The following is a 20,586-nucleotide window of genomic DNA, read 5'->3' on the forward strand; positions in this document are numbered from 1 at the left end:
AGCCACGAGGCGGCTGTCGGGGCGGGCCGCCTTGCTTCGTCCTTGGACTGAAAACGAGATCCAAGGAGAAATCCCAGTGAATACCAGCCTTGCCATTTCCGCCCCGACTGCCAAATCCGTCATCCTCGGCCGCGTCCTCAGTGGCGTGCTCGTCGCCTTCCTGGTCTTCGATGCCGTCATCAAGCTCGTGCCGCTTCAGGTCGTTACCGAAACCATCTTGGCGCTTGGTTACTCCGCAGATCAAAACCTGGCGCGTCTGCTCGGGGTGCTCACGCTGCTCTGCACCGTGCTTTACGTGATCCCGCGGACCTCGATCCTCGGCGCCATTCTGCTGACCGGTTATCTCGGCGGCGCCATGGCGACGCATCTTCGGGCCGGCAGTCCACTCTTCAGCCATCTGTTCTTCGGTTTCTACCTGGGCGTCATCGCCTGGGGCGGCCTGTGGCTCCGAGATCCGCGGCTGCGCAGCCTGATCCCGTTCAAGAACTGAAAACTGCCTTCCAACCGAACAAGTGAAAGTCGATCATGACCAGGACTGTCGAAGATTACATTGCCGGCCTCTCTGGTAAGCCGGGCGAGGTGGCAAAACGTCTGCACGCAGCGCTCATTGCCGCAGGCGGGCTCACCGATATCGTGAAGTGGGGCCACCCCATCTACGAGGCCGGCGGCGCAGTCTGCCTCCTGAAGGGAGCAAAGGATCACGTGACCTTCGGCTTCTGGCGTGGGGCGGAGATGCTCGATCTCGATCCGCGCCTGGAAAAGGGCGGCGGCAAGGGTGACATGGCCTATATCCGCCTGCGCGCCACTGACGACGTCGACGACGCCCATGTGGCCCGCTTGGTCGCAAAGGGCATTGAACTCAACCGGCTGAAAGGCGATCCGATGAAGTAGCGGTTCGCGAAACAAACTTGCAGCGCGGCCGGTAAAACAGAGCGCCTTTATCGGCTGCGATGCAATATCTCTTCACGGGAACAGGCATTCACGCCAGATCCCGCGAGGCAAACATGATCCTCTACTATCAGACCCACTCCCCCTTCGCCCGCAAGGCGCTCGTCTTCGCCCACGAGGCCGGTCTCGCCGAACGGCTGAAGGTCATCCACCACGAGACCAGCCCGACTCGGCGCAACGACGAAGTCTATGCCGAAAACCCGCTTGGCAAGGTGCCGGTGCTGTTGCGCGAGGGGCAGGAACCGATCTTCGACAGCGACGTCATCTGCGCCTATCTCGACACGCTGCAGGATGGACGCAAGCTGATCCCGGAAAGCGGCGAACCGCGCTGGCGGGCGCTGCGCATGCAGTCTGTGGCGCAGGTCCTCGCCCAGACCGGCATCGGTCTTCGCTGGGAATGGGAGCGTCGGCCGGAGCACTTGCGTTTTCCGGAACTCGCCAAGGGGTATGAAGAGAAGATCGAGGAGACCTACGATTGGCTGGAGCGCACGCTGGAGCCCGAGGCGGCCGTTGATATCGGCCAGATCGCGCTGGCGACGGCGCTCTCCTGGATGGCATTTCGCAACCTGCCATCGTTCCGTAACCGCCCGACGCTGACACGCTGGTTTGACGTGTTCGAGGAGCGCGCCTCGATGCGGGCGACACCGCTCTCCGGTGAAACGTTCGATTGAGTCTGTAGCCGGCGAAGACCGCCTGCTGCCTCAGGGGCAAGCGAGGTCGGCCACCACGGCGTCGAGGATCAGCATGCCGGCCGGCGTGCAGCGCAGGCGCGAATTTCCGAGCCGCTCGATGAAGCCGTTGTCGATCAGGAACTGTTCGCGCTCCGGGTCCGGATCGCGGCCGGAAAGGCTCTGCCAGCGGGCAAGGTCGACGCCTTCCTTGAGGCGCAGGCCCATCAGCAGCAGTTCATCCGACTGCGCTTCGAGATCGAGCGCCTCGCGCTCGACCATGCCGTGGCCGTAGGTCTCGACGAGGCGCAGCCATTCCTCGGGCTTGCGTTCGGTGGCCGTGGCGATCTTGCCGCCGCCGATGCCGAGGCGGCCGTGGGCGCCGGGGCCAATACCCGCATAGTCGCCATAGCGCCAGTAGGTCAGGTTGTGCCGGCTTTCAGCACCCGGACGGGCGTGGTTGGAGACCTCGTAGGCCGGCATGCCGATCAACGCCGTGATCTCCTGCGTTGCCTCGTAGAGCACGGCCGATTGTTCGCCGTCCGGAACGATGAGCTTTCCGGCCTTGTGCAGGCCGTAGAAGGGCGTGCCCTCTTCGATTGTCAGCTGGTAGAGCGACAGGTGATCGACCGCGTAGGAGACGGCCTCCTTCAACTCGCGCTCCCACTCTTCGACCGTCTGGTTCGGGCGGGCGTAGATCAGGTCGAAGGACATGCGCGGGAAGATCTCGCGCGCCAGCCGGATCGCCTTCAGCGCGTCTTCGACATTGTGCAGCCGCCCCAGGAATTTGAGGTCGCGGTCGTTCAGCGCCTGGACGCCGAGCGAGACGCGGTTGACGCCAGCAGCACGATAGCCGTGGAAGCGCGTCGCCTCGACACTCGAAGGGTTGGCTTCCATGGTGATCTCGATGCCGTCGGGCACGTGCCAATGGCGAGCGATACCCTGGAGGATCGCGTCCACCGTCGAGGGCTCCATCAGCGACGGCGTGCCGCCGCCCATGAAGATGCTGGTGACGGTGCGCGGACCTGAGAGCTCACGCACCTCTTCCATCTCCTTCAGGAAAGCGGCAACGAAACGCGGCTGGTCCACGGGCTGGTGGCGCACATGGCTGTTGAAGTCGCAATAGGGGCATTTGGCCGCGCAGAACGGCCAGTGTACATAGACCCCGAAACCGGGGTCCATGCCGTCACCAATCGCCGATAGCGTGGCCGTCTGCATCGTTGCGTCTCTCATGGTCACTTTCAGTAGGGAGCGGGATGCGGGCGGGAAACCGCACACACTTTTCCTCATCCCGCTCAGATCAGGCTCCGAGGCAGGTCTCGGCAAAAATCTTGAAGGCGCGGGCGCGGTGCGACAGGGCCTGCGCATCGCCCGGCTTCCAACCGTGTTTCTCGTCGGCGCTCATTTCGCCGAAAGTGGTCTCGTAGCCCTTCGGCTGGAAGACCGGATCGTAGCCAAAACCCTGGCTGCCGCGCGGCGGCCAGACCACGAAGCCTTCGACCTCGCCACGGAAGAGCTCGACATGGCCGTCCGGCCAGGCAAGGCAGAGCACCGAGACGAAGCGGGCGGCGCGCTCGGAGGGCGTCGTTGCGCCCTTTTCCTGCAGTGCGTTTTCGACCTTCTCCATCGCCATGGCGAAATCACGGCTGCCGTCCTCGCGCTCGGCCCAGTTGGCGGTATAGACGCCGGGCGCACCGTCGAGTGCGTCGATTGAAAGACCGGAATCGTCCGAAAGCGCCGGCAGACCCGAGGCCTTGGCGGAGGCGAGCGCCTTGATGGTGGCGTTCTCCTCGAAGGTGGTGCCGGTTTCGTCGGGCTCGATGAAATTGAGGTCCGCCGCCGACTTCGCCTCGAAGCCGAGCGGGCCGATGAGATCGCGGATTTCGCGGATCTTGCCGGCATTGTGGCTGGCGACGATCAGCGTCTTGTTGTCGAGTTTGCGCATGGTATCTCGTTTCATATTCATTCGATGGACCAGAGGCCCGGCTCCGCACATTCAAGGCTGTTGCCGGCCGGATCGCGGAAGTAGAAGGATCGCGCCCCGTTCGGCCAGCGAAGATCGCTTTCGATCTTGATACCGGCCGCTACCAGTTTCGCTTTCCAGGCGTCGAGCGCCTCGGCGCGCACGCGAAAGCACATGTGTCCCCGGCCGGTCGTGCCATGCGGTGGCACCGGCAGGGTGGCGTCCGGCGCTGGCGGTTTCACCGTCTCGGCCGGATTGAAGATCAAAAGCACGCCTTGGCCGCAGCGGAAGAACACGTGCCGGTCTCCAGCGCGGGTGATCTTCTCAAGGCCGAGAACGCCGCCGTAGAAGGCCTCGGCGGCATCGAGATCGGTCGCGTAGAGCGCAGTCTCGAGTATGCCTTCCAGTGCCGGGGCCATCTTTTCTCCTGTGGTCAGCCTGCAATCGCCTGCTTCTGCAGCGCGACCAGTTCGGCAATGCCGTTCTTTGCCAAGCCCATCAGGCTTGCGAATTCCTCTTCCGAGAACGGCTTGCCTTCGGCCGTGCCCTGGATTTCAACGATGCCGCCGGAGCCGGTCATGACGAAGTTGGCGTCGGTCTCGGCGGCGGAATCTTCGAGGTAATCGAGGTCGATCACGGACTGGTTGGCGAAGATGCCGCAGGAGATGGCGGCGACATGGTCCTTCAGGACCTTCTCGACCTTGACCATGTTGCGCGCTTCCATCCACTTCAGGCAATCGTAGAGAGCGATCCAGGCACCGGTGATCGAGGCCGTGCGCGTGCCGCCATCGGCCTGAATAACGTCGCAGTCGATCGAGATCTGGCGCTCGCCGAGCGCCGGAAGGTCGACGACGGCGCGCAGCGACCGGCCGATCAGGCGCTGGATTTCCTGGGTGCGGCCGCTCTGCTTGCCGTTTGCCGCCTCACGCTTCATGCGCTCGCCGGTGGCGCGCGGCAGCATGCCGTATTCCGCCGTCACCCAACCCTTGCCGCCGTTGCGCAGCCAGGCCGGAACCTTTTCCTCAAGGCTGGCGGTGCACAGCACGTGCGTGTCGCCGAACCGCACCAGACAGGAGCCTTCCGCGTGCTTGGAAAAATTGCGCTCGAAAGAAACCTTGCGCATTTGGTCGGTTTTTCTGCCGGATGGCCGCATCGTCAACTCCTATCGTATCTCGTCAGCCTTCTAGAGCATGGCGCAGGCAAAGGGAACCGGTGGATAGCCGGGGGACCAGTCGATTTTTCCCTTTTGCCATCGGGCGGCAGGATCATTATATTCCGGGCACGGCAGGATGTGCCTGCGAGTGTGGAGTGACATGGTACTGCGCAATCCCGGAGCAAAGGAAATCGCAGCCGCGCTGGATGAGCGCTCGGGCGAAATTTTCCGTCGCATCGTGGAAACCTATCTGACGAGCGGCGAGCCGCTCGGCTCGCGCAATCTGTCGCGGCTCCTGCCGATGTCGCTCTCTCCCGCTTCCGTTCGCAATGTGATGAGCGATCTCGAAGATCTCGGTCTCATCTACTCGCCGCATGTCAGCGCTGGCCGTCTGCCCACCCAGACGGGGCTGCGCTTCTTCGTCGATGCCTTCATGCAGGTCGGCAATCTCTCGGTCGAGGACCGGGCGTCGATCGACCGTCAGGTGCGGCGCGATGATCATATGCAGCCGGTCGATGCGCTGCTGACCGAAGCCAGCCAGATGCTGTCAGGCATGTCACGCGGGGCCGGCCTCGTCATCACCGCCAAGGCCGATCCCGTACTGAAGCATGTCGAGTTCATTCGCCTGGCGCCGACCAAGGCGCTGGCCGTTCTCGTCGGCGAGCACGACCAGGTGGAAAACCGCATCATCGAACTACCCGCCGGGGTTACCAGCTCGCAGCTCACTGAAGCCGCGAATTTCCTTAACGCCCATCTTGCCGGCCAGACGATCGGCGAGGTGCGCACCCAGCTTGAAACGGTGAAGCAGACGGTGCGCGGCGAACTCGACGCGCTGTCGCAAGACCTCGTCGAGCGCGGTCTCGCCATCTGGTCGGGCAATGAAGGCGACGAGAAGCCGGCGCGGTTGATCGTGCGCGGGCGGGCCAATCTGCTCGAAGGACTGGAGGGGGCCGAAGATATCGATCGGCTGCGCATGCTCTTCGACGACCTCGAAAAGAAGGACAGCCTGATCGAGCTGCTCGATCTTGCCGAGAGCGGTCCGGGCGTCCGGATCTTCATCGGCTCGGAAAACAAGCTCTTCTCGCTCTCCGGCTCGTCGCTGATCGTCGCGCCCTATCGCGATGGCGAGGATCGCATCGTCGGCGCGGTCGGTGTCATCGGGCCGACGCGGCTCAACTACTCCCGCATCGTGCCGATGGTCGATTATACCGCGCAGCTGATGTCGAGGCTTTCCCGCTAAAGGCGGGCTTTTAGTCGCTGCATGTCTCCTTAGATCGACCTCGATTAAGGACAAAGACATGCAGCAAATCAAAGTGTTACAGCAACCTTTGCGCGTCTGATAAGTCGCGCGGCGCTGTAGGAGCGCGATTGAACCCTTGATTTTTCGGCCCCAAACCTCGATATCGGCTTCAAATCCAGTCACAGGGCATTTTTGCTGACACGCAGGCTCGCGCTTGCGGCGTGGAAATGCGAAGGACGATAGAGACGACACTGCGGAGAACGTCATGACCGACGATACGAACAAGCACGGACCCGAGGCCACCGACGAGGTATTCGATGCTGCGCCCGATGCTGCCGACGCCGCTGAAGCTGCGCCGGTTGCCGAGCCCGATCCGTTGGAGCTCGCCAGGGCCGAGAGCGCCGAGCTGCGTGACAAGTACCTTCGACTTGCCGCCGAGATGGACAACCTGCGCCGCCGGACCGAACGCGACGTGAAGGATGCGAAGTCCTATTCCGTCGCCGGCTTCGCCCGCGACATGCTCGCCGTTTCGGATAACCTGCGCCGCGCCCTCGATGCCATTCCGGCAGAGGCCAGGGAAGCAGGCGAGGCTGGCCTCACCGCCCTGATCGAGGGCGTGGAAATGACCGAGCGCTCGATGCTTTCAGCGCTTGAGCGCCACGGCGTCAAGAAGCTTGAGCCGGAAGGCCAGAAGTTCGACCCGAACTTCCATCAGGCAATGTTCGAGATTCCCAATGCGGACGTGCCGAACAACACCGTGTTGCAGGTCGTTCAAGCCGGCTACGTGATCGGTGACCGTGTTCTGCGTCCGGCCATGGTCGGCGTCTCCAAGGGCGGACCGAAGGTCGTGGCCGGCGAAAACGGTGACGCACCGACTGCCTGATCCAACTGATCAGAGTTTAAAGAAACGCCGCGCGAAGTTCGCGCGGCGTTTTTGTTTTGAGCGGCGTCAGCCGCAAACGCTATCCGAAAAGCTGGTGCAGGTGATCGTTGAGGAAGCGGCCCTCCGGATCGACCTTGGCCCTCAGCGCCCGGAAATCGCCTGCACGGGGATAGAGCGCCGTCACATCCTCGGCGCCGAGGAAATGCAGCTTGCCCCAATGCGGCCGTGAGCCGTACTGCCGCAGGATCGTATCGACATCCCTCAGGTAGTCCCAATAATCGGTTCCCGGCTCGCCCGAGACCGAGAGCGTGATCGAGTCCTGCTCGAAGAAGGGGCTGATCCAGCCGGTGTCTCCGGCGGTGAAACGGTACTCGATCGGATAGATGCAGGTCGGGTGCTTTTCCAGCATCAGCTTGCGCACCGCCTTCACCGCATCCTTGCCGTGGGCGACGGGCACCGCATATTCGAGTTCGTGGAAATTCGGCACGTATTCGATCGGATAGATCTCGGAGGAATATGCGATCTTCTCGAAGCGGCGCTCCGTCGGTGCTTCCTCGGTGATGTCGATCACCTTCATCTCGCAGACGTCGGAGGTGCTGTCTGTGGTCGAGACCGATGCGGTGTCCGGCAGGCAATAGCAATGCCGGCTCTCGGGCACTGGGCACCAGAAAAAGCCGAAGTGGCGGTGTTTGGCGGCCAGTTCGTCGTGCTGTTCGATCATTTCGTCGAAGGTGCAGCGCCAGAGCCTTTCATGCAGATTGTAGCTGTCCATCGCCTGCAGCGTGATCTCCGAGATCACACCAAGCATGCCGACCGATACCCGCGCCGCCTCGAGCAGATCCGGTGTCGTCTCGTCGACAACGAGAATGCTCCCATCCGGCTGCACCAGGCGCATGCCGACGATCTGCGAGGCCATGTTGCCGAGCTTGGCGCCGGTCCCATGCGTCCCGGTCGTCAGCGCGCCAGCCAACGCCTGGCTGTCGATGTCGCCCTGATTGATCAGCGACAGGCCGTTGGATTTCAGCACCTTGCCGAGCTGATTGATGGTGGTACCCGCCTTCACCGCGACGCGCTTGCGCGCGTAGTCGATGCCGACGACACCCTGCATGTTGGAGAGCGTCAGCTGCAGCCCGCTGGTCAGCGCCACCGGCGTGAAGGAATGGCCGGAGCCGGCGCAGCGCACGTTCAGCCCTTGCGACGTCGCCTCGCGCACCATTTCGGCAAGGGCTGCCTCGCTCTCCGGCGCGCCGCGATGGCGCACGATGCATGATTGGTTTCCGACCCAGTTGCGCCAGTGGCCACCTGCCTGAAGCATTTTCCCCTCCCTCAAACCGCAGTGAAGCAATTGTCGACGAACAGATGCGTGCCGTTGATGAAGCTCGCCTCATCGCTCGAAAGAAACAGCGCCGCGTTCGCCACCTCTTTCGGGTCGCACATGCGGCCCTGCTGCGCGGCGATGGCCGCCTCCGAAACGTCGACCCCGTATTTGCTGAGGCCGACGAGCTCGCGCTTGCCATGATCGGTGGCGATAAAGCCCGGGCAGACGGCATTGCAGCGGATGCCGCGGTCGCGGAACTCGACGGCGATGGCGCGGGCGAACATGTGGCAGGCGCCCTTGGTCGTGTCGTAGAGCACCTCCATCGGCGTTGCCGCCACGGCCGAGATCGACGAGGTGCAGACGATGCTGCCGCCGCCGGCGGAAAGCATGCCGGGCAAAACAGCCTTGGTCATCAGAAACATGCTGCGCACATTGACCGCCATCAGTCGGTCCCATTCGTCTTCCTCGACCTCGAGGAAGGGGCCGACGGCAAGAATGCCGGCGTGATTGAAGAGCACCGTGATGGCGCCGAAGGCCGCCTCCACCGCCTTGACGGCCGATGTCACTTCTGCGGATACCGAGACGTCGGCAGGGGCAAAAATCGCCTCGCCGCCATTGGCGCGGATCGATGCCGCGACCTCTTCGCCCTTGCTGCGCGGCAGGTCGACGATACCGACCTTGGCGCCTTCGCGCGCGAAAAGCTCCGCCGCCGCCAGGCCGCAGCCTCCCGCGCCACCGCTGATCAGCGCCACCTTGCCTGAAAGCCTGCCTGCCATTGCGCCCTCCTCATCGGCGTTCGCCGCAGTGTTCGCCAAGGGCGACCCGTTTCGCGACGACCTGTTGCTCTCCCGGGGGGAATTATTGTTGACGAAGCAGGGGCTGTCGATATCCCATGGGGGATACGAGGAGCGGGGGGATGAAACCGGAATGCTGGCAAGGGAGTCCGCTGATATTTCGGCGATGATCGGTCTGATCGGCACGCAGGATTTCGGCCAGGCGCTCGACCGGATGCTGCGGTCGGTCACCAGTTTCGACCTCTCCGTCGCCTTTGCCTATCCGTACGATGCCAGGCCGATCGTGCTGCACGACGGCTACACGGCAAAGGTATCGGCGAGCGCGCTTTCCGCCTATCTCGGCGGCGCCTATCTGCTCGATCCCTTCTACGTCGCCTGCTCTGCCGGCCAGCCGGCCGGCCTCTGGCGCATGCGAGAACTCGCGCCGGACCGATTCTTCCAGTCCGACTTCTCGTCGTCCGCCGAGGTTCACCCCTGCGTATCGATGGAATCGGGTGTGCTGGTGGAGGAGGTCGGCTTCGTCATTCCGCTCGACGGTGGCCTGCAGGCGACCTACTCGCTGATGCGCGGCCGCGGCGGCCAGCCTTTCAGCGAGGCCGAACTCGAGCGACTGCGCGTCTATGAGCCGATCGTGCGCGAGGCGGTCCGCTCGAACTGGCGCCAGCACGGCCGGAGCTTTGCGCCGCCGCCCTCCGAAGAGGGCGACAATGTAATGGAAGCGGCGTTCGACAGCCTTTGTTCAGACCGGCTGACGAAGCAGCAGCGCAACATCGTGCGGCTGATCCTTCGGGGACACAGCAACCTTTCGATCGGCAAGGTGATGAACATTGCCGAGGGAACGGTCCGGATCCATCGCAAGAACATCTATCGCCGGCTCGGCATTTCGAGCCAGGGCGCTTTGTTCCGGATTTTCATAGATCATTTGAACGGTCGTCAGCTTTACTGACGCAGGCACTGCGCGTCCGGCGGACGCGCGCCGTTGCTATTTTCAGGCGGCGTGCGAGGTCGCGTCGTCGTCGAGCAGCGTGTAGATCGCGCTGGCGGAATCGCTCGAGCGGATCTTGGCGACCATGTCCTGATCACGCAGGACGCGGGCAATGCGCGACAGGGCCTTGAGGTGATCGGCGCCGGCACCTTCCGGGGCGAGCAGCAGGAAGACGAGGTCGACCGGCTGGTCGTCGAGCGCTTCGAAATCGACAGATGTTTCCAGTCGCGCGAAGATGCCGATGATCGAGGGAAGATTGTTGAGCTTGCCGTGCGGGATGGCGATGCCATTGCCGACACCGGTGGAGCCAAGACGCTCCCGCTGCAGGATCACGTCGAAGATTTCACGCTCGGGAAGCCCGGTGATCTTTGATGCTTTTGCCGCCAATTCCTGGAGGAGCTGCTTTTTCGAGTTGGCCCTCATGGCCGGGATGATCGCATTTTGATGCAGTAGACCTGCCAATGCCATTCTTTTGTCCTCGTTCGCCGGTTAGAGCCGGACAACATCATCATAAATGCGTCGCAATGGCTCTAACCATCTTTGTCATGGCGGGTTCCATGCACAGAAAAGTCACATTTTCCGGCCTGCCCGCTGATTCTGGGCGCGGGGAGTGCCGGCGTGCCGGCACCCCCCTATCCGCTCATGCTTTGATATTGGCAGCGTCAATCCAGCCAATATTTCCATCGTTGCGTCTGTAGACGATATTCAGATCGTCCTTGCCGGGGCTACGGAACATCAGGACGGGTTCATCGGTCATGTCGAGTGCCATCACGGCGCTGGCGACAGACATCGTCCTCAATTGTTTCGTGCTTTCGGCGACGATCGTCGGTGCATAATCCTCGGGGACCTCATCGTCCTCGAACGGCACCGAATCCATCACTGTGTAAGCCACTTCGGCAGCATTCGTACCGTTGCCGTTATGGTGATCCTTCAGCTTCCGCTTGTAGCGGCGCAGACGCTTTTCGATGCGATCCGACGCCGCGTCAAACGCAGCCTGTGGGTCGTTCGCCTGACCGTTCGCCTGCATAACCACGCCCGTATCGAGATGAAGCTTGCAGTCGGCGCTGAAGCGCGGCCCGGATTTTTCCACAGTGACCTGGCTTGAATATCCTCCGTCGAAATATTTGGTAACGGCCTGCTCGATCTGCTCGCCGATGCGAGCTCGAAACGAATCGCCGATTTCCATCTGTTTACCGGATACACGCACACTCATGGAGTTTCCTCTCTCGTTCGTGATTTGCGCAGCCAGTCTATTCCAAGCGGTCCCGTCATCCAAGCCTTTCAGGCTTGCGGGCGCGCCTCTGTCGCAGCTACCGGTCGTACCGGTCCGCTTCCGGGGCGAGCTTGTCCCCGGCAATTGCGGCGGGCTCATATCGCCTGTGTCGGAGAGAGTCAATCGAAGGTCGCAAAAAAGTTAATGCGGCTTAACTTCCGGTGCTCAGAAACCGGCGGCTTTGGCCAGCGCCCGCTTTTCCCGTCGCCGCTGTACGGAGGAGGGGATGCTCATCGCTTCGCGATATTTGGCGACAGTGCGACGGGCAAGGTCGATACCAGCCTTCTTGAGGACATCGACGATATCGTCGTCGGAAAGCACCGCTTCGGCGCTTTCCTCCTGGATCATCGCGCGGATCCGGTGGCGCACGGCTTCCGCCGAATGGCTGTCGCCGCCCTCGGCCGAGCCGATCGAGACGGTGAAGAAATATTTGAGTTCGAACAGCCCGCGCGGCGTCAGCATGTATTTGTTCGAGGTGACGCGGCTGACGGTCGATTCATGCATCTTGATCGCGTCAGCGACGGTCTTGAGGTTCAGCGGCCGTAGGTGACCGATGCCGTTGGCCAGGAACGCGTCCTGCTGGCGAACGATCTCCGTGGCGACCTTCATGATCGTTCGGGCGCGCTGGTCGAGGCTGCGTGTCAGCCAGTTGGCGTTCTGCAGGCATTCGTTGAGGAAGGCTTGGTCGGCACTGTTTTTCTGCGTCCCGCGCGAGACCTTGGCGAAATAGTCCTGGTTGACCAGCACGCGCGGCAGGGCGTCCGGATTGAGTTCGATCATCCAGGAGCCGTCGGGCGCGGCCCGCACGACGATGTCGGGCACGATCGCCTCGCTGACGCTGGTCTCGAAACTGGTTCCGGGCTTCGGATCGAGCTTGCGGATTTCCGCCAGCATGTCGATCAGGTCCTCTTCGTCGACGCCGCAGATCTTCTTGAGCGTCGCGAAATCGCGCCGCGCCAGCAGTTCGAGATTGGCGAGCAGTGCCTCCATCGCCGGATCGAGGCGGTCGCGGGCGCGCAACTGGATTGCAAGACATTCGCCAAGCGAACGCGCGAAGACACCGGGCGGATCGAACTGCTGCAGCGTCAGCAATACCCGCACGACATCCGTATGCGCGGCGCCCAGCCGTTCGGCGACTTCGCCAAGGTCCGCCTGGAGATAGCCGGCGTCGTCGAGCTGATCGATAAGGTGCTGCGCGATCAGCCGATCCGAGGGGGCGGGCAGCGCAAATGGCAATTGCTCCGTGAGCGTCTCGCGCAGGCTCTTGCGGCCGGCAACGAAGTCGTCGAGGTCATAGTCTTCGCCTTCACTGCCGCCGGGCATCGATTTCCACTGGCCGAGCAGTTCCGGGGCATCGGCGCGCTGCGGTGTCGTGTCGTCCTGAAAGACATTGGCGAAGTCGGCGTCGAGTTGCTCGCCAAGCCGCTCGCTGGTCGGCGATGTCGCGCTGTCGTAGAGATCGTCCTGCGCGCCGAAGTCGTCGCCGGCAGGCTCGTCCCCGGCTGTGCTCTCGCCGCGCTCCGGCGTGCCTGGCAGATCGTCATTCGCCTGAAATTCGAGCAGCGGGTTCTTTTCGACTTCCTGGGCGATGAACTGATTGAGTTCGAGATGCGTCATCTGCAGCAGCTGGATCGACTGCATCAGCTGTGGCGTCATCACCAGGGACTGGGACTGGCGCAGATGAAGGCTGGCGGACAGTGCCATGCTGACGCGAAACTCCCGAGAAATCTCCTGGGCCGCGGTGTTTCTCCGGTCGCCGGGGTGGCCCTTATCAATTGGCCCAAAAATTGCTTATCGAGAAGGTTTGGTCAAGCGTGGTCGCGGGCGGAATCGCCCGCGAAGCGGTCTCAAAGGCTGAAATTGTCGCCGAGATAGAGCCGGCGCACGTCAGGATTGGTGACGATATCGTTGGCGCGACCATGAGTCAGCACTTCGCCGGCATGGATGATATAGGCGCGGTCGATGAGGCCGAGCGTCTCGCGGACGTTGTGGTCGGTGATCAGCACGCCGATGCCGCGCGAGGTCAGGTGACGGACAAGCGCCTGGATATCGGCGACCGAGATCGGATCGACACCGGCAAAGGGCTCGTCGAGCAGCATGAAGGTCGGATCGGTCGCAAGCGCACGCGCGATTTCGAGACGCCGCCGCTCGCCGCCCGAAAGGGCAATCGCGGGCGACTTGCGCAGGTGCGTGATGTTGAACTCGCCGAGCAGGTCGTTGAGCTTGCTCTCGCGCCGCTCCAGGTTCTTGTCATGGACCTCGAGCACGGCGCGGATGTTTTCCTCGACCGTCAGTCCGCGAAAGATCGATGCTTCCTGCGGCAGGTAACCGACACCAAGACGGGCACGCCGGTACATCGGCATGGTCGTGACGTCGTTGCCATTGATCTCGATCGAGCCTTCGTCGACCGGTACGAGGCCGGTGATCATATAGAAGCAGGTGGTTTTGCCGGCGCCGTTCGGTCCGAGCAGGCCCACGGCTTCGCCGCGCCGAACCACCAGTGAAACGCCGTTGACGACGCGGCGCTCGCGATAGGCCTTCGTCAGGCCGCGCGCGATCAGCGTGCCGTCGTAACGCGCCTTGTCGACCGCATGTCCGGAAACGACCGCAGCTGTCGCCGACGGCTTGCGGACCCGTTTGCGCTTGTGAAGGAAGGGAAAGTGCACGAGCGATCTACGTCAGTTCTGCTTGCGGGACTTCGGGTCGAGCTGGATCTGCACGCGGCCGCCGCAGGCTTCGAGCTGAGCCTCCCCGGTTTCCATTTGGACGTTGAGCTGGCAGCCGACGAAGACGTTTTTGCCTTCCGACAACACCACCTTTTCGCCCTTCAGCACGAAGACCTGTTTCGTCATGTCGAAGGAACCGGTGTCTGCCGTTGCCTGCTGCGTGCCCGAGCTCAGGAAAACCTTCTGGCTGACCTCGATGCGGTCGATGTCGGCGTCGCCGCTCGAAACCGAGCCGCCGCCGGACTTGTAGTACACCACCATGTTGCCGGCCTGCAGCGTCGTCGTGCCCTGCACGACCTTGACGTTGCCGGTGAAGATCGCCTTGCTCTCCGGATCCTTGATTTCGAGCTTGTCGCTCTCGATCTGGATCGGCTTGTCGTTGGAGAGTTCAAGGCCCTTCATCTTGCTGGATGTGGCCTGTGCAGAAGCGCCGGAGGCAATGATCAAAGCGCTGACACCGGCAATCGCCAGGCTGGCGGAAATCTTGAAAAAAGAGGCGGTTGTGACCGACATGGAGTGCACCGGGTCCTATTTCGCGTTCTTGCGGATGGCGGTGGGCTCGACGTTCACCCTCACCATGCCCTCAAATATTACAATACGTCCCTTATCCGTCATTCGCAGCGTCTGCGCAATGATCGAACCGCCCTTCATGCTGATCGCAACGGGCTGTTTCGTTTCCATCTCGCCGGCATTGATGTCCAGATAGGCCGACTGGAAGTCGGCGTTGATGCCATTATTGACGGAAATGGTGAACGGGGCGTTCATATCGAGCGTATTGGCGCCGCGGTCGTAGATGCCGTTGGTGGCGTCCACCGTCGCGACCATCGAATCCTTCATAGGCATTTCCGCATGGATCGTCTGCAGCGTGATGATGTCAGGATTGGCGATGTCCTGGAGCGCCCGCTGGGCCTTCATCGAATAGCTGATGCCCTGCTTGTTGCGGCCGGAGATGGCCGGATTCTGCATCACGATCTTGCCGTCCTCGATCGTCGCCGTTTCGAGTTGCAGATCGACGGGCATGAAGGCCCGGACGAAGGAAACGGCGGCAAAGATCACCGCGATGACACCGGCGACCACGGGCAGGATGACTTTCAGCCGCCGCACGCGCACGGAGTGCCTCGCGGCGAGCGCATAGGCGTCGGCGGAGCTCTCACCCGTATCGGCAAAAATGCCCGGGGCTGGCGCGTGGTTCAACATGAAAGGGCCTGTCGGTTCTACTGCTTTTATCGCTGAACCCATCAAGGGGTCATATACATACAATGGTGTAAGTCGTCGCAAATATGGATATTTTTTGCTGCTGCACAATGGCGCTGCAAAAAAACTCGGGTGAAGCACGAAAACGCCAGCCGCGGCTTTCAACCGTGGCCAAGCGCGTTTATGGAATATGCCTCTGCGCGCGCAGATAGCACGTTCCCGCGGAAACTGACAGAAGCTGCGCCAACAATTCGGGAGAAACCCACATGGACGAACTCGCCATCGCCGATCGCCGCAGCCTGCGCCGGAAACTCAGTTTCTGGCGCTTTGTGGTGGCGGGGCTGCTTCTTGTGGCAGCGCTCGCGATCTTTGTCTGGTCGGGCGCTGCGGACGATGTCGGCCGCACTCGTCAGCACGTGGCTCGCGTCACCATTAGTGGTCTGATCCAGGACGACCGGGAGCTTCTCGATCGCCTCCAGAAGATCGCCGACAACGACAGCGTCAAAGCACTGGTCGTCACCATTTCGTCCCCGGGCGGCACCACCTATGGCGGCGAAGTGATCTACAAGGCGATCCGCAAGGTTGCCGCCAAGAAGCCCGTTGTCTCCGATGTGCGCACGCTCGCCGCTTCGGCGGGTTACATGATTGCGCTCGCAGGCGACACGATCGTCGCGGGCGAAAGCTCGATCACCGGCTCCATCGGCGTCATCTTCCAGTATCCGCAGATCAAGGACCTGATGGACAAGATCGGCGTCTCGCTGGAATCGATCAAGTCGCGACCGCTGAAGGCGGAACCGTCGCCCTTCCATCCGGCAAGCGAAGAGGCGAAGGCGATGATCCAGGCGATGATCGATGACAGCTATGCCTGGTTTGTCGATCTGGTTGCCGAGCGCCGCAAGCTTCAACGCCCCGAGGCTCTGTTGCTCGCTGACGGCCGCATTTTCACCGGCCGTCAGGCGCTGAAAGCCAAGCTCGTCGACACGCTTGGCGGCGAGGACGAAATTCGCGCCTTCCTCACGGAGAAAAAGGTATCGAAGGACCTGCCGATCGTCGATTGGGAAGCACCGCGCAAGACCCTGCCTTTTGGCCTCGGCGCGCTGGTCGGCAACTGGATCAAGATGTTGGGATATGACGCTTTTCCGGCAATGAGCGGCTTCGAAAAAATTGCGGGCGACAAGTTGTTTCTTGACGGTCTTGTTTCGGTTTGGCAGGTTGATGGCCAATGAGGAAGGCGACATATACCCAGCCTGAGCCGTGAGGGGTTGGCGGCGTTTTTGCAAGCGTCGTCGATATTCTTGCAGCAATCACAATGCAGACCGAAAAAGCAAAACAAACAAGAATTTGAGGGGGCGACAGTGATCAAGTCAGAACTGGTGCAGATTGTTGCAGCTCGCAATCCGCATCTCTATCACCGCGATGTCGAAAACATCGTCAATGCGGTTCTCGATGAGATCACGGACGCGCTCGCGTCAGGCAACCGGGTCGAACTGCGCGGCTTCGGTGCCTTCTCCGTCAAGAACCGGCCGTCGCGTTCCGGGCGCAACCCGCGCACCGGCGATTCCGTCTTCGTCGAGGAAAAGTGGGTGCCGTTCTTCAAAACCGGCAAGGAATTGCGCGAGCGCCTTAATCCCGGCATGAATGGTGACGACGAAGACTGATCGTCTTTCTCGGTCTCAGCGGCCTGGCGCAATGGACGCCCGTCGTCCCGCGTGGCCAACGGAAACCACGCGGCCGCTCGCAAGCTGGAGCGCTTGAATGTTCAAGAAACTGATCAATATCGTTGTTCTCATTCCGGTTGGCGTGATCCTGATCGTTCTCAGCGTCGCCAATCGCCAGAGCGTGACGCTGGCACTGAACCCTTTCCGTCCGGAAGACAGCGTGCTTTCGGTCAGCGCGCCCTTCTTCGTCTTCCTGTTCCTTGCCGTCATCGTCGGCATGATCCTCGGCGCGGCAGCGACCTGGTTCAGCCAGGGCAAGTACCGTCGCCGTGCACGCACCGAGGCGAACGAAGCGGTGAAGTGGCACCGCGAAGCCGAGAAGCATCGCAGCCAGGCAGAAAAGCTCGCCACTCAGGCGACGTTGGCTGCCCCTCAGAACTGAACGCTTGACTTGACGCTGCGGAGTGGCGAGCCGTCAGCTCGCCGCTTCCGCGGTACCGCTGACGGCGGCGCCGAAGTCGGTGAAGAACTGCTGGGCCAGCTTCTTTGCGGTCGAATCGATGAGGCGCGAGCCGAGTTGGGCGAGCTTGCCGCCGATCTCTGCCTTGACGTCGTAACGCAGCACCGTGTCTGCGCCATCCTCCGTCAAGGTGACGTCGGCGCCCCCCTTGGCAAAACCGGCGATCCCGCCCTTTCCTTCGCCCGAGATCGTGTAGCCCTCTGGCGGCTTGAGATTGGAGAGCATGACATTGCCGGTGAAGGAGGCAGAGACCGGGCCGATCTTGATCTTCACAACCGCTGCAAGCTCGGTCGGCGACGTCATCTCCAGCGACTGACAGCCGGGGATGCACCGTTTCAGGATTTCCGGATCGTTGAGGCCGCGCCACACCGCGTCGCGCCCAGCCGAAATTCGCTCTTCGCCGGTCATGTCCATGCGCTTTCCTCCCATTGGAGCGCCGCGCATCGGCATCGACGCGCAAAGATCGCTGTAACACATTAGGCCTGCTGCAGAATATTGTCCCCAAGCCGGTTCCGACCCAAGGAAATTTGCCGCGGGTTCTCCCGCGCCGATCTTCGCAAAACGGAAACGACTTTGCCAAGTGCATAAGCGATGCTATTTGCAGCTTCAATAGATGCCGCGGCTGAAGGCTGCGGCGACAAACCTCATGGCGTCCGCCGGCTCGCGCTCGATACTGCGAAGGGCAGGCGGCACATGCTCTAACAAAGCCCAGGGATCTCAGCGTGAAGGAAAAGGACCGGCGGTCGAAGAATGCCTCCGTGACGATGGCCAAAGGCCGCGGCGCCGAGGCGCGTGGCGGCGGTCGCCACGATCAGAAGCGTCCGGCACCGCCGAAGGGCGGCGGCTTCAAGGAACGGCCGGCGCGCCCGGTGGCAGCGCAGGCCGGGGAAACACGCGACAGGCCCGCCAAGCAGGCATCCGTGCAGGAGACCCCCTTGCGGGTGATCGCCCGGCGAACCGGCGAAAAGCCGGCCGAGCGCGTGCCGCTCATTCTCGAGACCGTCGGCGCTTCCGGCTACCATCTGATCGACAGCGGCGCCGGCGAGAAGCTCGAGCAATACGGGCCCTATCGCATCGTGCGTCCCGAGGCGCAGGCGCTCTGGCCGCGCAGCCTTGCGGACGGCGTCTGGGAAAAGGCCGACGCGATTTTCACCGGCGACACCGACGAGGACGGCATGGGCCGCTGGCGCTTTCCGGGCGCCGTGCTCGGCGAAACCTGGCCGATGCAGCTTCTCGGAACCGATTTCCACGGCCGCTTCACCTCGTTTCGCCATGTTGGCGTCTTCCCCGAACAGCTCGCGCACTGGAGCTGGGTCAAGGACCAGGTGGAAGCTGCAGGGCGGCCGCTCAAGGTTCTGAACCTCTTCGGCTATACCGGTGTCGCTTCGCTGATCGCCGCCAGGGCCGGCGCCGAGGTCACCCACGTCGACGCCTCGAAGAAGGCGATCGGCTGGGCACGCGAGAACCAGCAGCTGGCGCGGGCCGAAAAGCTGCCGATCCGCTGGATCTGCGACGACGCAATGAAGTTCATCCAGCGCGAAGAGCGCCGCGGCAGCCGCTACGACATCATCCTGACCGACCCGCCGAAGTTCGGCCGTGGTCCGAATGGCGAGGTCTGGCAGCTCTTCGATCATCTGGCTGCGATGCTCGACATCTGCCGCGAGATCCTCTCGCCGGAGGCGCGCGGCCTGGTGCTGACCGCCTATTCGATCCGGGCGAGCTTCTATTCGATCCATGAACTGATGCGCGAGACGATGCGCGGCCGGGGCGGCCGGGTGGAATCGGGCGAGCTCATCATCCGCGAGGGCGGGCTTGACGGACGCGAGCCGGGCAGGGCGCTTTCGACCTCTCTCTTCAGCCGCTGGGTACCGCAATGACGAACGACAGAAGCGAACACGGCGCCGGTCGTGTGGGTCAGGTAAAGGAGGTCACGAGCCTCACCAACCCGATCATCAAGGACATCCGCGCGCTGGCACAGAAGAAGCATCGCGATGAAACGCGGTCCTTCATGGCCGAGGGCCTGAAGCTGGTGATCGACGCGCTCGATCTCGGCTGGAAGATCAAGACGCTGATCTATGCCAAGGCGGCCAAGGGCAAGCCGCATGTGGAGCAGGTGGCGGCGAAGACCTTCGCCAAGGGTGGTCTGGTGCTCGAGGTCAGCGAGAAGGTGCTGACGACGATCACCCGGCGCGACAATCCTCAGATGGTCGTCGGTATCTTCGAGCAGCGCTACCAGGCGCTGAAGGATCTGAAGCCGCAACTGGGAGAAACCTATGTGGCGCTGGACCGGGTGCGCGATCCCGGCAACCTCGGCACGATCATCCGCACGGCCGATGCCGCCGGTGCCTCCGGCATCATTCTCGTCGGCGAGACCACCGACCCGTTTTCGCTTGAAACCGTGCGCGCCACCATGGGCTCGGTCTTCGCGATGCCGGTGGCACGCGCCAGCGTGGACGACTTCATCCGCTGGCAGAAATCCGCCGGCGTGAAGGTGGTTGCCACCCATCTCGCCGGCGCCGTCGATTACCGCACCATCGATTACAAGTCGAAGCCCGTGGTGATCCTGATGGGCAACGAACAGGCGGGTCTGCCGGAGGAGCTTGCCCGTGAGGCAGGTGCGCTCGCACGCATCCCGCAGGCCGGACGCGCCGATTCACTCAACCTTGCGATCGCTACCGGCATCATGCTGTTCGAGGCGCGCCGTCATCTGCTGACGCTGGACGCCCGCGCATGAGCGAGAAGCAGGTTCTGTTTTCGCGGCCGCTGCCGATTGCGGCCTTCATCCTTCTCGCGCTCATCGCCGATCAGCTGATCAAGTATCTGGTCGAGATCTACCTGCCCTTCAACCAGGCGGTCCACGTCGTGCCGATGCTGGCGCTTTACCGTACCTACAACTATGGCGTCGCCTTCTCGATGCTGTCGGGCATGGAAGGCTGGTTCATCGTCGGCATGCGGCTTGCCGTCGTCGCTTTCGTGCTCTGGCTCTGGAAGCGCACGCCGAAGGACCGGTTCTTTGCGCATTTCGGCTACGCGCTGATCATCGCCGGCGCACTCGGCAACCTCGTCGACCGGCTGATCTTCGGCTACGTGATCGACTACATCCTTTTCTATACCGAAACATGGTCCTTCGCCGTCTTCAATCTGGCCGATACCTTCATCACCATCGGCGCCGGAGCCATCATCCTTGACGAACTGCTGCACGCGAAAAAGGCCGATCGTTAAGATTTTACCGGTGCATTGAAGCCATTCGGAACGCTTGTCGT

Annotated in this window: 25 protein-coding genes; 12 read left to right on the forward strand and 13 right to left on the reverse strand. The window is 62.3% G+C overall.

From position 1 onward, the window contains the following. The first annotated feature begins 76 nt into the window (after window positions 1–76). From AC3WWH_RS01600 to AC3WWH_RS01610, 3 genes are all read left to right on the forward strand, one after another. On the forward strand, window positions 77–490 hold the full coding sequence (locus AC3WWH_RS01600; protein ID WP_245299220.1) for a DoxX family protein: 414 nt from the start codon (window positions 77–79) through the stop codon (window positions 488–490). A gap of 35 nt (window positions 491–525) precedes the next feature. Continuing rightward, window positions 526–891, forward strand: a complete 366-nt coding sequence (locus AC3WWH_RS01605) for a DUF1801 domain-containing protein (protein ID WP_058323674.1) — start codon at window positions 526–528, stop codon at window positions 889–891. Between the two features lie 113 nt (window positions 892–1,004). Next, entirely contained in the window at window positions 1,005–1,619 is a 615-nt protein-coding gene (locus AC3WWH_RS01610) for a glutathione S-transferase family protein (protein ID WP_058323673.1), read from the forward strand. Window positions 1,620–1,649: 30 nt separating this feature from the next. Here AC3WWH_RS01610 and hemW read toward each other — a convergent pair whose 3' ends face one another. The 4 genes from hemW to rph all read right to left on the reverse strand — a co-directional run bounded on the left by hemW (window position 1,650) and on the right by rph (window position 4,732). Continuing rightward, window positions 1,650–2,834, reverse strand: coding sequence for a radical SAM family heme chaperone HemW (gene hemW / locus AC3WWH_RS01615; protein WP_058323672.1), 1,185 nt, complete (start codon window positions 2,832–2,834; stop codon window positions 1,650–1,652). Between the two features lie 82 nt (window positions 2,835–2,916). Further along, window positions 2,917–3,561, reverse strand: coding sequence for an RdgB/HAM1 family non-canonical purine NTP pyrophosphatase (rdgB, locus tag AC3WWH_RS01620; protein WP_057247983.1), 645 nt, complete (start codon window positions 3,559–3,561; stop codon window positions 2,917–2,919). Between the two features lie 17 nt (window positions 3,562–3,578). After that, on the reverse strand, window positions 3,579–3,998 hold the full coding sequence (locus AC3WWH_RS01625) for a VOC family protein (RefSeq protein WP_058323671.1): 420 nt from the start codon (window positions 3,996–3,998) through the stop codon (window positions 3,579–3,581). A 14-nt stretch (window positions 3,999–4,012) separates the two neighbouring features. After that, window positions 4,013–4,732, reverse strand: coding sequence for a ribonuclease PH (gene rph, locus AC3WWH_RS01630; protein ID WP_057247985.1), 720 nt, complete (start codon window positions 4,730–4,732; stop codon window positions 4,013–4,015). A gap of 160 nt (window positions 4,733–4,892) precedes the next feature. On the opposite strand from rph, the gene hrcA reads away from it, so the two are divergent. Both hrcA and grpE read left to right on the forward strand, forming a co-directional pair. Then, a complete protein-coding gene (hrcA, locus tag AC3WWH_RS01635; RefSeq protein ID WP_057247986.1) occupies window positions 4,893–5,972 on the forward strand; it encodes a heat-inducible transcriptional repressor HrcA in 1,080 nt (359 codons plus the stop codon). Between the two features lie 265 nt (window positions 5,973–6,237). Further along, window positions 6,238–6,855, forward strand: coding sequence for a nucleotide exchange factor GrpE (grpE, locus tag AC3WWH_RS01640; RefSeq protein ID WP_057247987.1), 618 nt, complete (start codon window positions 6,238–6,240; stop codon window positions 6,853–6,855). A gap of 79 nt (window positions 6,856–6,934) precedes the next feature. Here the strand turns inward: grpE and AC3WWH_RS01645 are convergent, their stop codons facing one another. Both AC3WWH_RS01645 and AC3WWH_RS01650 read right to left on the reverse strand, forming a co-directional pair. Continuing rightward, complete coding sequence (locus AC3WWH_RS01645; protein ID WP_057247988.1) at window positions 6,935–8,170, reverse strand: D-arabinono-1,4-lactone oxidase; 1,236 nt, start codon at window positions 8,168–8,170, stop codon at window positions 6,935–6,937. 11 nt (window positions 8,171–8,181) lie between these two features. Beyond that, entirely contained in the window at window positions 8,182–8,949 is a 768-nt protein-coding gene (locus tag AC3WWH_RS01650; RefSeq protein WP_058323670.1) for an SDR family NAD(P)-dependent oxidoreductase, read from the reverse strand. Between the two features lie 151 nt (window positions 8,950–9,100). On the opposite strand from AC3WWH_RS01650, the gene AC3WWH_RS01655 reads away from it, so the two are divergent. Then, the gene (locus tag AC3WWH_RS01655; protein ID WP_058323669.1) at window positions 9,101–9,913 is read left to right on the forward strand and encodes a helix-turn-helix transcriptional regulator; all 813 of its coding nucleotides are present in this window, start codon (window positions 9,101–9,103) and stop codon (window positions 9,911–9,913) included. A 42-nt stretch (window positions 9,914–9,955) separates the two neighbouring features. On the opposite strand, the gene ptsN is transcribed toward AC3WWH_RS01655, so the two are convergent. The 6 genes from ptsN to lptC form a co-directional block, all read right to left on the reverse strand. Continuing rightward, a complete protein-coding gene (gene ptsN / locus AC3WWH_RS01660) occupies window positions 9,956–10,420 on the reverse strand; it encodes a PTS IIA-like nitrogen regulatory protein PtsN (RefSeq protein WP_057247991.1) in 465 nt (154 codons plus the stop codon). Between the two features lie 172 nt (window positions 10,421–10,592). Further along, window positions 10,593–11,165, reverse strand: coding sequence for a ribosome hibernation-promoting factor, HPF/YfiA family (gene hpf, locus AC3WWH_RS01665; protein WP_057247992.1), 573 nt, complete (start codon window positions 11,163–11,165; stop codon window positions 10,593–10,595). Between the two features lie 225 nt (window positions 11,166–11,390). After that, a complete protein-coding gene (gene rpoN, locus AC3WWH_RS01670; RefSeq protein ID WP_058323668.1) occupies window positions 11,391–12,929 on the reverse strand; it encodes an RNA polymerase factor sigma-54 in 1,539 nt (512 codons plus the stop codon). Between the two features lie 143 nt (window positions 12,930–13,072). Continuing rightward, the gene (gene lptB, locus AC3WWH_RS01675) at window positions 13,073–13,891 is read right to left on the reverse strand and encodes an LPS export ABC transporter ATP-binding protein (protein WP_057247994.1); all 819 of its coding nucleotides are present in this window, start codon (window positions 13,889–13,891) and stop codon (window positions 13,073–13,075) included. A 12-nt stretch (window positions 13,892–13,903) separates the two neighbouring features. Next, window positions 13,904–14,464: an LptA/OstA family protein gene (locus AC3WWH_RS01680; protein ID WP_058323667.1), complete on the reverse strand. Its 561-nt coding sequence runs from the start codon at window positions 14,462–14,464 to the stop codon at window positions 13,904–13,906. Between the two features lie 15 nt (window positions 14,465–14,479). Beyond that, complete coding sequence (lptC, locus tag AC3WWH_RS01685; RefSeq protein WP_057247996.1) at window positions 14,480–15,148, reverse strand: LPS export ABC transporter periplasmic protein LptC; 669 nt, start codon at window positions 15,146–15,148, stop codon at window positions 14,480–14,482. A gap of 263 nt (window positions 15,149–15,411) precedes the next feature. Here lptC and sppA point away from each other — a divergent pair, with 263 nt between their 5' ends. The 3 genes from sppA (at window position 15,412) to AC3WWH_RS01700 (ending at window position 17,245) form a co-directional block, all read left to right on the forward strand. Beyond that, window positions 15,412–16,371 (forward strand): signal peptide peptidase SppA, encoded by a 960-nt coding sequence (sppA, locus tag AC3WWH_RS01690; protein ID WP_058323666.1) that lies wholly within the window; start codon window positions 15,412–15,414, stop codon window positions 16,369–16,371. 129 nt (window positions 16,372–16,500) lie between these two features. Next, window positions 16,501–16,803 (forward strand): integration host factor subunit beta, encoded by a 303-nt coding sequence (locus tag AC3WWH_RS01695; RefSeq protein WP_057247998.1) that lies wholly within the window; start codon window positions 16,501–16,503, stop codon window positions 16,801–16,803. A gap of 97 nt (window positions 16,804–16,900) precedes the next feature. Beyond that, window positions 16,901–17,245, forward strand: a complete 345-nt coding sequence (locus AC3WWH_RS01700; protein ID WP_058323665.1) for a hypothetical protein — start codon at window positions 16,901–16,903, stop codon at window positions 17,243–17,245. A gap of 33 nt (window positions 17,246–17,278) precedes the next feature. Here AC3WWH_RS01700 and AC3WWH_RS01705 read toward each other — a convergent pair whose 3' ends face one another. Beyond that, window positions 17,279–17,737 carry an SRPBCC family protein gene (locus AC3WWH_RS01705; RefSeq protein WP_058323664.1) on the reverse strand — a complete coding sequence of 153 codons (459 nt, stop codon included), beginning with the start codon at window positions 17,735–17,737 and terminating at the stop codon, window positions 17,279–17,281. A 308-nt stretch (window positions 17,738–18,045) separates the two neighbouring features. Here AC3WWH_RS01705 and AC3WWH_RS01710 point away from each other — a divergent pair, with 308 nt between their 5' ends. From AC3WWH_RS01710 to lspA, 3 genes are read left to right on the forward strand one after another with little or no spacing between them, the layout of a single operon-like run. Further along, on the forward strand, window positions 18,046–19,200 hold the full coding sequence (locus tag AC3WWH_RS01710; RefSeq protein ID WP_058323663.1) for a class I SAM-dependent rRNA methyltransferase: 1,155 nt from the start codon (window positions 18,046–18,048) through the stop codon (window positions 19,198–19,200). Continuing rightward, entirely contained in the window at window positions 19,197–20,057 is an 861-nt protein-coding gene (locus AC3WWH_RS01715) for a TrmH family RNA methyltransferase (RefSeq protein WP_057248001.1), read from the forward strand. The genes AC3WWH_RS01710 and AC3WWH_RS01715 overlap by 4 nt, the downstream gene beginning before the upstream one ends. Beyond that, entirely contained in the window at window positions 20,054–20,545 is a 492-nt protein-coding gene (gene lspA, locus AC3WWH_RS01720; protein ID WP_058323662.1) for a signal peptidase II, read from the forward strand. The genes AC3WWH_RS01715 and lspA overlap by 4 nt, the downstream gene beginning before the upstream one ends. The last annotated feature ends 41 nt before the right edge of the window (window positions 20,546–20,586 follow it).

This window comes from Ensifer sp. EB106-03-01-XG145 (assembly GCF_058792075.1).